This window comes from Nonomuraea solani (assembly GCF_900108335.1).
GTDB lineage: Bacteria > Actinomycetota > Actinomycetes > Streptosporangiales > Streptosporangiaceae > Nonomuraea > Nonomuraea solani.
In genome coordinates this window covers 1-14,408 of record NZ_FNVT01000013.1, presented here as the reverse complement: position 1 = coordinate 14,408, position 14,408 = coordinate 1, and the positions used below count along the sequence as shown (strand labels likewise).

General features: G+C 69.8%; 14 protein-coding genes. 12 read left to right on the top strand and 2 right to left on the bottom strand.

The window, feature by feature from the left end; translation table 11 throughout:
- Window positions 1–13: 13 nt before the first annotated feature.
- The 3 genes from C4V41_RS36860 to C4V41_RS36850 all read left to right on the top strand — a co-directional run bounded on the left by C4V41_RS36860 (window position 14) and on the right by C4V41_RS36850 (window position 5,048).
- Window positions 14–796 carry an ABC transporter ATP-binding protein gene (locus tag C4V41_RS36860; protein ID WP_103960632.1) on the top strand — a complete coding sequence of 261 codons (783 nt, stop codon included), beginning with the start codon at window positions 14–16 and terminating at the stop codon, window positions 794–796.
- Window positions 793–2,358 carry a hypothetical protein gene (locus tag C4V41_RS36855; RefSeq protein ID WP_103960631.1) on the top strand — a complete coding sequence of 522 codons (1,566 nt, stop codon included), beginning with the start codon at window positions 793–795 and terminating at the stop codon, window positions 2,356–2,358. Before C4V41_RS36860 ends, C4V41_RS36855 begins: the two co-directional genes overlap by 4 nt.
- 68 nt (window positions 2,359–2,426) lie before the next feature.
- Complete coding sequence (locus C4V41_RS36850; protein ID WP_103960630.1) at window positions 2,427–5,048, top strand: phosphoenolpyruvate carboxylase; 2,622 nt, start codon at window positions 2,427–2,429, stop codon at window positions 5,046–5,048.
- Window positions 5,049–5,113: 65 nt separating this feature from the next.
- On the opposite strand, the gene C4V41_RS36845 is transcribed toward C4V41_RS36850, so the two are convergent.
- Both C4V41_RS36845 and fdhD read right to left on the bottom strand, forming a co-directional pair.
- A complete protein-coding gene (locus tag C4V41_RS36845; RefSeq protein WP_103960629.1) occupies window positions 5,114–6,193 on the bottom strand; it encodes an epoxide hydrolase family protein in 1,080 nt (359 codons plus the stop codon).
- A gap of 65 nt (window positions 6,194–6,258) precedes the next feature.
- A complete protein-coding gene (fdhD, locus tag C4V41_RS36840) occupies window positions 6,259–7,089 on the bottom strand; it encodes a formate dehydrogenase accessory sulfurtransferase FdhD (RefSeq protein ID WP_235030610.1) in 831 nt (276 codons plus the stop codon).
- Window positions 7,090–7,171: 82 nt separating this feature from the next.
- Here fdhD and C4V41_RS36835 point away from each other — a divergent pair, with 82 nt between their 5' ends.
- The 9 genes from C4V41_RS36835 to pafA form a co-directional block, all read left to right on the top strand.
- Window positions 7,172–7,993 carry a biotin--[acetyl-CoA-carboxylase] ligase gene (locus tag C4V41_RS36835; RefSeq protein ID WP_103960628.1) on the top strand — a complete coding sequence of 274 codons (822 nt, stop codon included), beginning with the start codon at window positions 7,172–7,174 and terminating at the stop codon, window positions 7,991–7,993.
- Window positions 7,994–8,018: 25 nt separating this feature from the next.
- Complete coding sequence (locus C4V41_RS36830) at window positions 8,019–8,531, top strand: PH domain-containing protein (RefSeq protein ID WP_103960627.1); 513 nt, start codon at window positions 8,019–8,021, stop codon at window positions 8,529–8,531.
- Between the two features lie 14 nt (window positions 8,532–8,545).
- Complete coding sequence (locus tag C4V41_RS36825; RefSeq protein ID WP_103960626.1) at window positions 8,546–9,511, top strand: adenylate/guanylate cyclase domain-containing protein; 966 nt, start codon at window positions 8,546–8,548, stop codon at window positions 9,509–9,511.
- Between the two features lie 15 nt (window positions 9,512–9,526).
- Complete coding sequence (locus C4V41_RS36820; protein ID WP_103960625.1) at window positions 9,527–10,612, top strand: S-(hydroxymethyl)mycothiol dehydrogenase; 1,086 nt, start codon at window positions 9,527–9,529, stop codon at window positions 10,610–10,612.
- A 67-nt stretch (window positions 10,613–10,679) separates the two neighbouring features.
- The gene (locus C4V41_RS36815; RefSeq protein ID WP_103960624.1) at window positions 10,680–11,300 is read left to right on the top strand and encodes an MBL fold metallo-hydrolase; all 621 of its coding nucleotides are present in this window, start codon (window positions 10,680–10,682) and stop codon (window positions 11,298–11,300) included.
- 80 nt (window positions 11,301–11,380) lie between these two features.
- Window positions 11,381–11,587 (top strand): (2Fe-2S)-binding protein, encoded by a 207-nt coding sequence (locus C4V41_RS36810; protein ID WP_235030609.1) that lies wholly within the window; start codon window positions 11,381–11,383, stop codon window positions 11,585–11,587.
- A gap of 25 nt (window positions 11,588–11,612) precedes the next feature.
- Window positions 11,613–12,098, top strand: coding sequence for a bacterioferritin (gene bfr, locus C4V41_RS36805; protein WP_103960623.1), 486 nt, complete (start codon window positions 11,613–11,615; stop codon window positions 12,096–12,098).
- Between the two features lie 245 nt (window positions 12,099–12,343).
- Window positions 12,344–13,132 carry a hypothetical protein gene (locus C4V41_RS36800; protein WP_103960622.1) on the top strand — a complete coding sequence of 263 codons (789 nt, stop codon included), beginning with the start codon at window positions 12,344–12,346 and terminating at the stop codon, window positions 13,130–13,132.
- A 71-nt stretch (window positions 13,133–13,203) separates the two neighbouring features.
- On the top strand, window positions 13,204–14,408 hold a 1,205-nt coding region (gene pafA / locus C4V41_RS36795; protein WP_103960621.1), incomplete at its 3' end, for a Pup--protein ligase.

Below are 14,408 nucleotides of genomic sequence, written 5' to 3'. Positions count from 1 at the left end.
CTAAGGTGGATCCATGACGGATGCGGTTCGCACGCATGGGCTGTTCAAGCGTTATGGGCGGCAAATCGCGGTCGCCGGGGTCGATCTCGTCGTTCCCGCCGGTAGTTTCGCCGGACTGGTCGGCCCCAACGGCGCGGGCAAGACCACCACCCTCAGCATGATCACCGCGCTGCTACGCCCCGACGGCGGCTCCGCCGAGGTCGACGGCTTCCACGTCTGGCGCGACCCTGTCGAGGTCAAGGCCCGCATCGGCGTGCTGCCCGAGGGGCTGCGGCTGTTCGAGCGGCTGTCGGGCCGCGAGCTGCTCCTCTACAACGGCCGGCTGCGCGGCATCCCCAAGGCCGACGTCGAGCAGCGCGCGGAGGAGCTGCTGACGGTGATGGACCTGTCAGACGCGGCCGACAAGCTCGTCGTCGACTACTCCACCGGCATGCGCAAGAAGATCGGCCTGGCCGCCGCGCTGCTGCACAACCCGTCGGTGCTCTTCCTCGACGAGCCGTTCGAGGGCGTCGACCCGGTCAGTGCCAACACGCTCACCGAGGTGCTGCGCCGCTACACCGCGTCCGGCTCGACCGTGATCTTCTCCAGCCACGTGATGGACCTGGTCGAGCGGCTGTGTGACTGGGTGTCGGTGATGAGCGCGGGCCACATCGTGGCGCAGGGGCCGCTGGAGCGCGTACGCGACGGGCGTACCCTCAACCAGGCGTTCCTCGAACTCGTCGGCCGCGCGCCGAACGGCGGCGAGGAGGCCGGCCTGACCTGGCTCGGCGCCAAGCGGGCCGAGGACCAGCAGTGAGCACGGTCGCGCTCTTCGCTCAGCTCAAGCTGCGGCTGCTGGCCGGCAACCTGCGCGGTGACCTGCAGCGCAAGCTCGGGTTCATCTTCACCCTGGTCAGCGCCGCCGGGCTGGCCGCGCTCGGCTTCTTCCTGATGAGCCTGCTCCGGCTGGCGCCGCCAGACATCGCCGCGTCACTCGTGATCATGGCGTTCACGTTCTTCCTCGTCTCCTGGATGATCGTGCCGCTGCTCGCGTTCGGCCTCGACGACACGCTCGACCCGGCGAAGCTGTCGCTGTTCCCGCTGCGTACCGGCACGCTGGCGATCGGCCTGTTCACCGCCTCGGTGACCGGCGTCTGGCCGGCGGCGATGCTGATTGTCACGTTCGGCGCCCTGGTCGGGCTGGCCTCGAACCTCGGCGGCTGGTTGCTCGGGGTGCCGGCCGTGCTCGTGCAGTTCGCGCTCTGCGTGGTGACGTCCCGGGTGATCACCACGTCGCTGTCCAGCGCGCTGCGCACCCGGCGCGGGCGCGACGTGCTGGCCGTGGCCGCGCTGCTCGTGGTGGTGCTCGCGCAACTGCCCAACCTGCTGATGAACTCCGGCTTCGACAACCCGACGGCCATGCTGCACCAACTGGCCGGCGTGCTGCGCTGGACCCCGCCCGGCATGCTGGCGCACGCCATCGACGACGGGGGCCTGGCCGGGCTGGGCGAGGTGGTGTTCGTGGCGCTGCTCGTGGCCGGGCTCGCCTGGCTGTGGATCAAGGCGCTGGGCCGCGCCCTGGTCACGCCGGACGTCTCCACCCAGGCCGCGTCCGTACGCAGGGAGAGCGGCCTGATCGACCGGTTCGTGCCCGACGGGCCGCTGGCGGCGGTGGTGACCAAGGAACTGAAGTACATCAGGCGCGAGCCCCGGTTCCGGGTGGGCTGGTTCAGCACCATCATCGTCACCGTCATCCTGTCGATCTCGCTGAGCAACACCTCCGAGGGCGGGCCCGGCGGCGGGGTGCCGATCCTGCTCACGTGCGTCGGCGCGCTGATGATCGCGCTGCAGTCGGGCAACGCGTTCGGCATCGACGGCCGCTCGTTGTGGATGAACGCCGTGGCGTTCGGCTCAGAGCGCGGCCTGGCGACCGATCTGGCCGGGCGCCACCTGGCCAACGCGCTGGTCGCGGTGCCGCTGCTGGCCGTGATCGCCGTGGCCACCGGCCTGTTCACCGGGCATCCCGCGATGATCCTGCCGGCCGTACTGACCGGGTGGGGCGCGCTCGGCCTCGGGCTCGGCGTCGGGTCGGTGACCAGCGTGGTGCTGCCGTACACGGTGCCCGAGCGGATGAACGCCTTCAGCGGCGCCGCCCCCGGCCAGGGCGGTCAGGCGTTCGCCTCCGCCATGGGCGCGACGGCCGGCATCGCGCTGCTCACGCTGCCGTTCGTCGTGCCCCTGCTGTTCGGGCTCCTCTGGGTGAGCGTGGCCGCGCCGTTCTACGGCCTGCTGGCCGAAGTCCTCGGCAGACGACTGGCCGCGAAAATCGGCTTCGCCCGGATGCCGGAGCTCCTGGCGGCCGTCTCAAAGCCCACTTGACCAGTGGTCTAGTCCAATTACTGAGACCGGTCTTCGGTCGTTCCAGACGACTCGATACCCTTCGAAACATGATTGACCAGGGGCTCGAGCGTCGCAGCACCGCCGTAACCGAGATGCCGGACGAGCTACGCCACGATGTGCGCCTACTCGGCAAACTGCTCGGCCAAGTGCTGGCCGAGCAGGGTGGCGAGGATCTGCTGGCCGACGTCGAACGGTTGCGCAAGGCCGTCATCGCCGCACGCCGGGGCGAGGTCTCGGCCGATGTGATCACTGACATGGTCTCCGCATGGGAGATCGAGCGAGCGGTCGAGGTCGCCCGCGCGTTCACCTGCTACTTCCACCTGGCCAACCTGGCCGAGGAGCACTACCGCATCCGCACCCTGCGGGAGCGGGACACCGAGGGCCGGGTGCAGCGCGAGTCGCTGGCGCAGGCCGTACACGAGCTGGGCCATGAGCGCGTCACCGAGCTGGTGGCGGGCCTGGAGCTGCACCCGGTGCTCACCGCGCACCCCACGGAGGCGCGCAGGCGCGCCGTCGTGACCGCCATCCAGCGGGTCAGCGGCCGGCTCACCGAGTACAACGCGCCGGGTCGCGGGGCCTCCGAGCGCGCCGACAGCAAGCGGCGCCTGCTGGAGGAGATCGACCTCCTCTGGCGCACCGCCCAGCTCCGCTCCAGCAAGCTGGACCCGCTCGACGAGGTCCGCACCGCCATGGCCGCCTTCGACGAGACACTGTTCCGTACGGTGCCCCAGGTCTACCGCGCCCTCGACGCGGCCCTCGACGAGGGCACCGGCACCCGCCCGCCGCTGGCCAGACCCTTCATCCGGTACGGAAGCTGGATCGGCGGCGACCGCGACGGCAACCCCAACGTCACCTCCAAGGTCACCCGCGAGACCATCCAGATCCAGTCCGAGCACGTGCTGACCGCCCTGGAGACGGCCTGCACCCGCATCGGCCGCACGCTCACCGCCTCCGCCCAGTTCGCGCCCTGCTCGGCCGAGCTGAAGTCGGCGCTGGCGGCGGCCGTGGACGCCCATCCCGACGTGGTGTCCGAGCTGGCCACCCGCTCGCCGCGCGAACCGCACCGGCAGTGGCTGCTGTTCGTCGCCGCGCGCATCGCCGCCACCCACCGCCGCGACCTCGACCTGGCCTACCGCTCGCCCGCCGAACTGCTGGCCGACCTCCGGCTGGCGCAGGAGTCGCTGGCCGCGACCGCGCCGCGGCAGGCGTACGGGGAGCTGCAGCACCTCATCTGGCAGGTGGAGACGTTCGGCTTCCACCTGGCCGAGCTGGAGGTGCGCCAGCACTCCCAGGTGCACGCCGCGGCCCTCGAAGAGCTGCGGGCCGGCGGCGAGCCGTCGGAGCGCACCGAAGAGGTCCTGGCCACGATCCGGGTGATCGGCTGGATCCAGGAGCGCTTCGGCGTCACGGCCTGCTCCCGCTACGTCGTCTCCTTCACCCGCTCGGCCGAAGACATCGCCGCCGTCCACGAGCTGGCCCGGCACGCCCTCGGCGACCGCGCGCCCGTGCTCGACGTGGTGCCGCTGTTCGAGTCTGGCCAAGACCTGGCCAACTCCCCGGGCGTGCTGACCGGCATGCTCGACATCCCGCAGGTCCAGCGGCGGCTGGCGGGCAACGGTCGGCGCATGGAGATCATGCTCGGCTACTCCGACTCGGCCAAGGAGCTCGGCCCCGCGGCCGCCACGCTCCGGCTGTACGAGGCGCAGGAGGAGCTGACCGCCTGGGCCGCCGAGCACGACGTACGGCTGCGCATGTTCCACGGCCGCGGCGGCGCGCTCGGCCGTGGTGGCGGCCCGGCCAACCGCGCGGTGCTGGCCCAGGCCCCCGGCTCGGTCGCGGGCCGCTTCAAGGTCACCGAGCAGGGCGAGGTCATCTTCGCCCGCTACGGCCACGTCGCGATCGCCCGCCGCCACCTGGAGCAGGTGGCCAACGCCGTCCTGATGGCCTCCTCACCCACGGTCGGCGCCCGCACCGCGACCGCGGCCGAGCGCTTCCGCGGCCTGGCCGAGCGGGTGGCGACGGCGTCGGAGCAGGCGTACCGCGGCCTGACCGAGGCGCCCGGCTTCCCCGAGTGGTTCGGCCTGGTCAGCCCGCTGGAGGAGATCGGCACCCTCCGTCTCGGCTCCCGCCCCGCGCGCCGCGGCCTCGGCGCCCCCCGCTCCCTCGACGACCTGCGGGCCATCCCGTGGGTGTTCGCCTGGGCCCAGACCCGGGTCAACCTGCCCGGCTGGTACGGCCTCGGCACCGGCCTGGCCTCGGTCGGCTCCCTGGACGAGCTGCGGGCGGCGTACGCGGAGTGGCCGCTGTTCAACGCGATGCTGGACAACGCGGAGATGTCCCTGGCCAAGACCGACCGCTCGATCGCCGAACGCTACCTGGCGCTCGGCGGCCGGGAGGACTTCGCCCGGCAGGTGCTGGAGGAGTACGACCGGACGCGGGAGCTGGTGCTGCGCGTCACGGGGCACACGCGGCTGCTGGAGAACCGCAAGGTCCTCTCGCGCGCCGTCCAGCTCCGGGACCCGTACGTGGACGCCCTGTCCCACCTCCAGCTCAGGGCCCTGCAGGCGCTGCGCACCGGAAACCCGTCGGAGCAGGAGCGGGACCGGCTGTCCACACTCCTGCTCCTGTCGGTCAACGGGGTCGCCGCCGGCCTGCAGAACACCGGCTGACGACCTCAGCACAGGCCGTCTCAGCGCAGGCCGTCTCAGCGCAGGCCGTCTCAGCGCAGGCCGTCTCAGCGCAGGCCGTCGAAGAAGGTGGTGATGTCGGAGGTGAGGGCCTCCGTGGCGGTGTGCGCGGTGTAGTGGCCGTGGGCCGGGGCCGGCAGCGTCTTCCAGGAGACGATGTTGGCGTGGTCGCGGTCCGCGAAGCGGCGGATCGAGGCGAAGTCGCCCTCGGCCATGGCCAGCGCGAGCGGCACGGTCGTCGGCTCCTTCGGCTGCTCGGCGCGGGCGTTCTCCCAGTAGAGGCGCAGCGCCGAGCCCGCCGTTCCGGTGAACCAGTGGATGGCGGCGTTGGTCAGCACGAAGTCGTCGTCCAGGTCCTCGTCGAAGAGCTGGGCCAGCCAGCCCACGAGCCCGGCGGGGGAGTCGGCGATGGCGTGCGCGAGCGTCTGCGGCTGCTGCGACTGCAGCACGTTGAACGCGCCCTTCTCCTTCCAGAACCAGTCGAGGACGCCCAGGGCCGCCTGCTCCTCCTCGGTCAGCCCGGCGAACTCGGCAGGGTCGCCCGACGGGAACGAGAACACCTGCGTGACGTGCACGCCCACCACGTGCTCCGGGTCGATCCTGCCGAGCTCCGGCGAGATCATCGAGCCCCCGTCGTTGCCGGCCGCGCCGTAGCGCTCGTAGCCGAGCCTGGCCATCAGCTCGGCCCACGCCCGGGCGATGCGCAGGTTGTTCCAGCCCAGCTCGCGGGTCGGCCCCGAGAAGCCGTAGCCGGGCAGCGACGGGATGACGAGGTGGAAGTGGCGCGAAAGGGGCTCGATGGCGTTGAGGTATTCGGCGATCGAGCCCGGCCAGCCGTGGGTGAGGATCAGGGGGAGCGCGTCGGGGTTGCTGGAGCGTACGTGGACGAAGTGGATGTTCTGGCCGTCGATCTCCGTGGTGAACTGCGGGTACGCGTTCAGCCGCGCCTCCTGCGCCCGCCAGTCGAACCCGTCGCGCCAGTGGCCGACCAGGCGCTTGACCCGCTCGACGGCGACGCCCTGGTCGGAGCCGGGGATCTCGTCGGTGAAGCGGGTCAGCGCGAGGCGGGCCTGGAGGTCGTCGAGGTCGGCCTGGGGGATCTCGACACGGAAGGGGGTGATGGTCATGACCAGTCCTTTCGCGGAACGGCTTGTTCTGTTCCAACTCTAACAGAACGGAATGCTTTATTCCACTACAAAATCCGCTCAGATCCGGCGTACACGTTGCAGCGCTCGCCCCGCAGGAACCCCACCAGCGTCAGGCCGAACTCCCTGGCCAGCTCAACCGCCAGCGACGACGGCGCCGACACCGCGCACACCACCGGAATCCCCGCCGCCAGCGCCTTCTGCATGATCTCGTAGCTGGCCCGCCCGCTGACCATCAGCACGTGCTCGGCCAGCGGCAACCCGCCGGTCAGCGCCGCCCAGCCGACCAGCTTGTCCACCGCGTTGTGCCGGCCCACGTCTTCTCGCACCGCCACCAGGCGCCCGTCGGCCGCGAACAGGCCGGCGGCGTGCAGCCCGCCCGTCTTGCCGAACACGCCCTGCGCCGCGCGCAGCGCGTCCGGCAGCGCGTACAGGAACTCGGGGGTCAGATCGAGCCGCCCGCGAGGGACGGCGGCGCAGCGGGAGCGCAGGACCTCCAGGCTGGCCGAGCCGCAGACGCCGCACGCGCTGGAGGTGAGGAAGTGCCGGTCGAGCGCGGGCAGGTCGGGGATGGGGCCGCGCAGGCGTACGGTCACCGTGTTGTGGCGGGCCTCGGGCGGGAGGTCTTCGTCGGTGCAGTACGCGATCGCCGCGATGTCCCCCGCACCCACCAGCCCCTCACCGTGCAGGAACCCGGCGGCCAGCTCGAAGTCGTGCCCCGGCGTGCGCATCGTGATCGCCACGGTCCTGCGCGAGCCGTCGGCGGCGGTCAGCCGGATCTCCAGCGGCTCCTCGGTGGCCAGGTCGTCGCGGTGCTCCGTGCTCGTGGAGCCGGTGATCTCCCTGATCCGGACGCGGGTGGTCGGCCCTTTGCGCACGATGTTCTCCTCACGGTGGCCCCCTTCATCTTCTCCTCTCCTGTGTGGATGCTTCGGGTTCGCCATCAGCCAGGATGGGAAGATGCCCAACTCGCGCTACTCCGACCTCGACCGCCCTCCCCTGTCAGAGGCGGCCCTCAACCGCGCCCTCGTCCGCCCCGGCTCGTTGTGGACCGGCGTCACCGTCGTGGAGAGCACCGGCTCCACCAACGCCGACCTGGCCGAAGCCGCTCGCGGCGGCGCTCCCGAGGGGACGGTGATGGTGGCGGAGGCGCAGCGGGCGGGCCGCGGCCGGCTGGGCCGCACCTGGTCGGCGCCGCCCCGCTCCGGCCTGACGTTCTCGATCCTGCTCAGGCCGAAGGTGCCGGTCGTCGCGCAGGGCTGGCTCTCACTCCTGTACGGCGTCGCCGCCGCCTCGGCCGTACGCCGCCTGGCCGAGGTCGACGTACGCCTCAAATGGCCCAACGACCTGCTGATCGGCGAGCGCAAACTGGCGGGCGTGCTGGCCGAGCGGGCCGACGACGCCATCGTCATCGGCATGGGGCTCAACGTGTCGCTCCGGCGGGAGGAGCTCCCGGTCGAGACGGCCACCTCGCTGGGCATCGAGGAGGCGGCCTGCGTGGACCGGGATCCGCTGCTGCGGGCCGTGCTCCGGGAGATCGAGGGCCACTACGCCGAGTGGACGGCCGCGAAGGGCGACGCGGAGGCGTCCGGGCTGCGCTCGGCCTACCTGGCGGCCTGCGCCACGGTCGGGCGCCAGGTCAGGATCGAGCTGCCGGCCGAGCAGTCGCTGACCGGGCGGGCGACGGGCATCGACGGCTTCGGGCACCTCCAGGTGGAGGCGGCGGGGGAGCGCCACACGCTGAGCGCCGGCGACGTCGTACACGTTCGGGCTGTGCACTAGGTGGCGTTGGTGGGAGCATTTGCCCATGACCCTTCCCGACCATCATCTGACGCAGGGTGAGCGGCGCGTCCGATCCTTCCACCCGCACTGGAAGCGGCTCGTCGTCCCCTTCATCGCGTTGGTCCTCATCGCCGCGGCCTCGGGCGCGGCGCTGTACTTCATTCCGGCCGACTTCGAGTACGCCTTCTACGCCAGGATCGCCGCCGTCGTCATCGGCCTCATCCTGCTGACGATCTGGTCGTTCGTGCCCTATCTGCGGTGGAAGAACACCGGTTACGTGCTCACCACCCACCGCTTCACGATCAGCACCGGCGTGCTCAACAAGTCGACCGACGAGATCCCGATCACCAAGGTCAACACGGTGAGCTCCGACCAGACGCTGGCCGAACGCATGCTCGGCTGCGGCACGCTGACCGTCGAGTCCGCCGGCGACCGTGGCGAGATCGTGCTGAAGGACATCCCGAAGATCCAGGACGTCCGCACCGACCTGTTCAGGCTCGTCGAGGACGCCTCCGACGGCGAGGTCGACGGCCGCTGAAGTAGCCTCCTCGCGTGAGCGAACCCCAGCCCGGCCGCCCGACCGCCGAGGAGATCGAGCGGCTGCTGATCGGCCTGCCGCCCCGCTTCACCCGGGCGCAGGTCGCCGACGAGGCCGGCGTGCCACGGGAGCTCGCCGAGCGGATCTGGCGCGCGCTCGGCTTCGCGCAGCGGGCCGACGACCACGTGGCGTTCACCGAGGCCGACGTCGACGCCCTGCGCCGCGTGCGCAGGATGCTCGACACCGGCCTGCTCGACGAGCAGACGGTCATCCGGATGGCCCGCGCGCTCGGCCAGACCACGGCCCGGCTCGCCCAGTGGCAGGCCGAGATCATGATCGGCACGATGCCGCCCCAGGAGCTCGCCGAGGCCGACGTGAGCGCGGTGCTGGACACGGCGCGGCAGCTCATGCCCGACTTCGAGCAGGTGCTGGGTCACGTCTGGCGGTCCCAGCTCGCCGCCGCCGGCACCCGCCTGCTGGCCATCGCCGACGTCAACGACGAGCTGGTGCCGACCCGCGTGCCGATGGCGGTGGGGTTCGCCGACCTCGTGTCGTTCACCCGGCGCGCCCGCGAGCTCGACGAGAAGGAGCTGGCCCGGCTGGTCGAGGGGTTCGAGTCGCGGGCCTCCGACGTGGTGGCCACCCATGGCGCGCGGCTGGTCAAGACGCTGGGCGACGAGGTGCTGTTCACCGCGCCGACCCCCGCGCAGGCGGCCGACATCGCGCTCGACCTGGTCGAGGCCGGTGAGCTGCGCATCGGGCTGGCGTACGGGCCGGTGGTGCCGCTGATGGGCGACGTCTTCGGCACGACCGTCAACACCGCCGCGCGGCTGACCGCGATCGCCAAGCCGGGCACGATCCTGGTCGACGCGGAGCTGGCCGAGGGCCTGGACGGCTATACGTTGCACAAGCTCAGGCGGCGTCCCGCGAGAGGGCTCGGCGTGGTCCAGCCGTATGTCTTGCGGAGATCATCCCTCTGACACAAGATGGCTGGCATGCCGTACGAAGTGCAGGGCGTCATCGCCCGAGGCAAGGGTCAGGAAGTGTCGCTGGAGACCGTCGTCGTCCCGGATCCGGGGCCCGGCGAGGCGGTGGTGAACGTACAGGCGTGCGGGGTCTGCCATACCGACCTGCACTATCGGGAAGGCGGGATCAACGACGAGTTCCCGTTCCTGCTCGGGCACGAGGCGGCGGGCGTCGTCGAGGCGGTGGGCGAGGGCGTCACGAACGTGTCGCCCGGCGACTTCGTCATCCTCAACTGGCGCGCCGTGTGCGGCCAGTGCCGCGCCTGCCTGCGCGGCCGCCCCTGGTACTGCTTCAACACCCACAACGCGGCGCAGAAGATGACGCTCAAGGACGGCACCGAGCTGTCGCCCGCGCTCGGCATCGGCGCGTTCCTGGAGAAGACGCTCGTCCACTCCGGCCAGTGCACGAAGGTGCCGGCCGAGGCGTCGCCGCAGGTGGCGGGCCTGCTCGGGTGCGGTGTCATGGCGGGCATCGGCGCCGCCATCAACACCGGCGGGGTGACGCGCGGCGACAGCGTGGCCGTCATCGGCTGCGGCGGCGTCGGCGACGCGGCGATCCTGGGCGCCGCGGTGGCCGGAGCGTCGAAGATCATCGCGGTGGACGTGGACGACCGCAAGCTGGGCTGGGCCCGCGACTTCGGCGCCACGCACACGGTCAACTCCCGGTCCGCGGACCCCGTCCAGGCGATCCGCGACCTTACCGATGGAAACGGCGCTGACGTGGTCATCGAGGCGGTGGGGCGGCCTGAGACGTACCAGCAGGCGTTCTACGCCCGTGATCTGGCCGGCACGGTGGTCCTGGTCGGGGTTCCGACGCCGGAGATGCGGCTGGAGCTCCCGCTGCTCGATGTCTTCGGGCGCGGTGGCTCGCTGAAGTCGTCCTGGTACGGCGACTGCCTGCCGTCGCGTGACTTCCCCATGCTGATCGACCTCTATCTTCAGGGCCGGCTGCCGCTGGACAAGTTCGTCACCGAGACGATCGCGCTCGACCAGGTCGAGGAGGCGTTCGCGAAGATGCACCGCGGCGAGGTGCTGCGTTCGGTGGTGGTGTTGTGATGGATCCGCAGCGCAGCGAGGACATCCATCACAACAAGCACCGGGCGGAGCCCGGCGAGGAGACACCGTGATCGACCGGGTCATCACGTCGGGGACGTTCTCGCTGGACGGCGGCACCTGGGACGTCGACAACAACATCTGGCTGGTCGGCGACGCCAGGGAGGTCGTGATCATCGACGCGGCCCACGACGCCGCCGCCATCGCCGAACGGGTGGGCGGCCGCACGGTCAAGGCCATCGTCTGTACGCACGCGCACAACGACCACATCAACGCCGCCCGCGACCTGGCCGAGCTGACCGGGGCGCCGATTCGGCTGCACCCCGCCGACCAGGTGCTTTGGGAGCAGCAGTACGGGGACGCGGTGGCGTACGAGCCGCTGGCCGACGGCGAGAAGCTCGCGGTCGGGGGCGTCACGCTGCAGATTCTGCACACGCCGGGGCACGCGCCCGGGGCGGTCTGCGTGTGGGCGCCGGACCTGTGCGCCCTGTTCAGCGGTGACACCCTCTTCAAGGGCGGCCCGGGTGCGACCGGCCGCTCCTACAGCTCGTTCGACACCATCATCGACTCGATCAGGACCAAGCTCCTGCCGCTGCCCGCGGAGACGGTCGTACACACCGGGCACGGCGACTCCACGTCGGTCGGCGGGGAGTCTCCGCACGTGGAGGAGTGGATCGCGCGCGGGCACTGACAACGAGGGATAGGCCATTGTGACCCACCCAACGTAGGCAAGCCTTACCAAAGTGGGTTACCTTAGGTGTGCCTAACCTAATGGTCCCTTCGTTGAGAGGCTTGTCCCTGGTGTACGTATGCGTTTGTCGTGCTGTGACCGAAAATGAGGTCCACGACTGCATCGCCTCCGGAGCGACGAGCGCGAAGCAGATCCGCGACACCACCGGTGCTGGTGGGGACTGTGCCCGTTGTGTACGGAAGATCTGTGCCATCCTGAAACGGTCTGAAGAACTGACGACCGCATAGCCGGATAGCGACGAGGGGCCCGTTCATGCAGGGCGACAAGCAGATCATCGAGTTGCTGAACGAACAGCTGACCGCGGAGCTCACCGCGATCAACCAGTATTTCCTGCACGCCAAGATGCAGGAGAACTGGGGTTACACCAAGCTGGCCAAGCACACCCGCGAAGAGTCGATCGACGAGATGCGCCACGCCGAGCGCCTGACCGATCGCATCCTCTTCCTGGAGGGCCTGCCCAACTACCAGCGCCTGGGCACATTGCACATCGGCCAGACCGTCGAGGAACAGCTGAGGGCCGACATGGAGGTGGAGCTGTCCGTCGTACAGCGCCTGCGGCCGGCGATCCAGCTGATGCGCGAAAAGGGAGACGTCACCTCGGCCCGGATCTTCGAGGAGATCCTGGAGGACGAGGAGCTCCACATCGACTACCTGGAGACGGAGCTGGGGTTGATCCGCAGCCTGGGCGAACAGCTCTACCTGGCCCGCTACGCCGAACCACCGTCATCGGACGACTGACGAGCGCAGGGGGTGGGTGAGCTTACGGCTCACCCACCTTGAGCTCCGGGTGGATCGGCCCGCCGGCGGTCGAAGCTCGGCCATCTCCGCCTGGATGAAGCCGCACCCGTTCTCCACCCTCGGCTCGCACCGCAGGACGTCCCGGCAATCTGCACATTATCCGCACGCCACCTTCGCCTATCGCCCCACATGGCGTTACTAAGGTGGCTGCCATGCGGCCACGTCGAGGCACTATCGCCCTCCATGTGATTCTGCTCACCGGGACAGCGGCGCTCCTCGTCCTCGTTATGCTGTATCCGTATCTGCCGGGAGAATATGACCCGCTGGCGGTGCCGCTTTCGACAATGGCGCAACTGGTCGGCTTGATCGGTCTGCTTCTCGTTCCCGTCGGAATCGTCTGGCTGATATCGGGCCGGGCCGGCATCGCGTCCGTGATCGTCATGACGCTCGTCGTCCTGGTCGCCACCCTGTTCGCCTGGCTGACGTCTGGGCTCCTCCTCGGAGCCCTCACGCTCGCCGCGTGGGCCGTGGCGCTCTCTCGCTGGGTGCCACGGCTGAAGGAGCGGCGCTTCGCTCCTGTGGTGCCGCTGTGTCTTGTCGTCCTGCCGCCCATCGCACTGCTGGTCCAACTGCTGATGAGGGCTCCCATGACGGAGTTCAGCAGGAACAGCGTGATTGCGAACAGTGGAGAGATCGTGGGCGACATCGAGCGGCATCGTGCTCAATACGGCCGCTACCCCGACTCTCTTACGGCCGTCAACAAGGATTATCAACCGTACGCGGCGGGCATCGAGCAATATCACTATGTCCAGCGAGGTAATTCGTACAGTGTGTTCTTCGCGCAGCCCAGATTCCTCTTGGACGACTTCGGGGCGCGCGAATATGTGATGTACGACCCGCGGGACGAGCATATGATGCCCAGCCATGCCGTGTGGGTCCTGCTTTGGTCGCAAGATCGGATCAGGGCCCAGCAGGGATGGTACGCAATGGGTGACGCGGGATCTCCGCACTGGAAGTACTTCTTGTTCGACTGAGCCTCGCCCAACCGGCCGAGACCGAAGACGCAAGATCTTTCCCGCCGTGGGCGTGGGAGTACTGTGAGGTAATGGATCGTCGCATCTTCGGCCTGGAGAACGAGTACGGCGTCACGTGCACGTTCCGGGGGCAGCGCAGGCTGTCACCGGACGAGGTGGCCCGATACCTGTTCCGTCGGGTCGTGTCCTGGGGCCGGTCGAGCAACGTGTTCATGCGCAACGGCGCGCGTCTCTATCTCGACGTGGGCAGCCATCCCGAGTACGCCACACCCGAGTGCGACAACGTGATCGAGCTGGTCACCCACGACAAGGCGGGCGAGCGCATCCTGGAGGGCCTGCTGGTCGACGCCGAGAAGCGGCTGCGCGAAGAGGGCATCGCGGGTGACATCTATCTGTTCAAGAACAACACCGACTCGGCGGGCAACTCCTACGGCTGTCACGAGAACTACTGCGTGGGCCGGCACGGGGAGTTCGGGCGGCTGGCCGACGTGCTGATCCCGTTCCTGGTGACGCGGCAGATCATCTGCGGGGCCGGCAAGGTGCTGCAGACGCCGCGCGGGGCGGTCTACTGCGTGTCGCAGCGGGCCGAGCACATCTGGGAGGGCGTGTCGTCGGCGACCACCCGATCCCGGCCGATCATCAACACCCGGGACGAGCCGCACGGCGACGCCGAGCGGTTCCGGCGTCTGCACGTGATCGTGGGTGACTCGAACATGAGCGAGACCACGATGCTGCTGAAGGTCGGCGCGACCGACCTGGTGCTGCGCATGGTGGAGGCCGGGGTGGTGTTGCGCGATATGAGCCTGGAGAATCCGATCCGGGCGATCCGCGAGGTCTCGCATGACATGACGGGCAGGCGGCGGGTGCGGCTGGCCAACGGGCGCGAGGCGTCGAGCCTGGAGATCCAGCAGGAATACCTGTCCAAGGCGAAGGACTTCGTCGACCGCCGCGGTGGCGACGCCATCGCCCACCGGGTGCTGGAGTTGTGGGAGCGCACGCTGCACGCGGTCGACACCGGCAACCTCGACCTGGTGTCGCGCGAGATCGACTGGGTGATGAAATATCAGTTGATCGAGCGGTATCGGAAGAAGTACGACCTGCCGTTGTCGTCGCCGCGGGTGGCGCAGCTGGATCTGGCCTACCACGATGTGCACCGTAAGCGCGGGCTGTTCTACCTGTTGCAGCGGCGTGGGGCGGTGGAGCGGGTGACGTCCGACATCAAGATCTTCGAGGCGAAGTCGGTGCCGCCGCAGACGACCCGGGCGCGGCTGCGCGG

Bases quoted from the DNA above. Each gene is read 5' to 3' on its own strand.
- C4V41_RS36860 (WP_103960632.1), top strand. From the start codon at position 14: ATGACGGATGCGGTTCGCACGCATGGGCTGTTCAAGCGTTATGGGCGG.
- C4V41_RS36850 (WP_103960630.1), top strand. From the start codon at position 2,427: ATGATTGACCAGGGGCTCGAGCGTCGCAGCACCGCCGTAACCGAGATG.
- C4V41_RS36845 (WP_103960629.1), bottom strand. From the start codon at position 6,193: ATGACCATCACCCCCTTCCGTGTCGAGATCCCCCAGGCCGACCTCGAC.
- C4V41_RS36835 (WP_103960628.1), top strand. From the start codon at position 7,172: ATGCCCAACTCGCGCTACTCCGACCTCGACCGCCCTCCCCTGTCAGAG.
- C4V41_RS36830 (WP_103960627.1), top strand. From the start codon at position 8,019: ATGACCCTTCCCGACCATCATCTGACGCAGGGTGAGCGGCGCGTCCGA.
- C4V41_RS36820 (WP_103960625.1), top strand. From the start codon at position 9,527: ATGCCGTACGAAGTGCAGGGCGTCATCGCCCGAGGCAAGGGTCAGGAA.
- C4V41_RS36810 (WP_235030609.1), top strand. From the start codon at position 11,381: ATGGTCCCTTCGTTGAGAGGCTTGTCCCTGGTGTACGTATGCGTTTGT.
- bfr (WP_103960623.1), top strand. From the start codon at position 11,613: ATGCAGGGCGACAAGCAGATCATCGAGTTGCTGAACGAACAGCTGACC.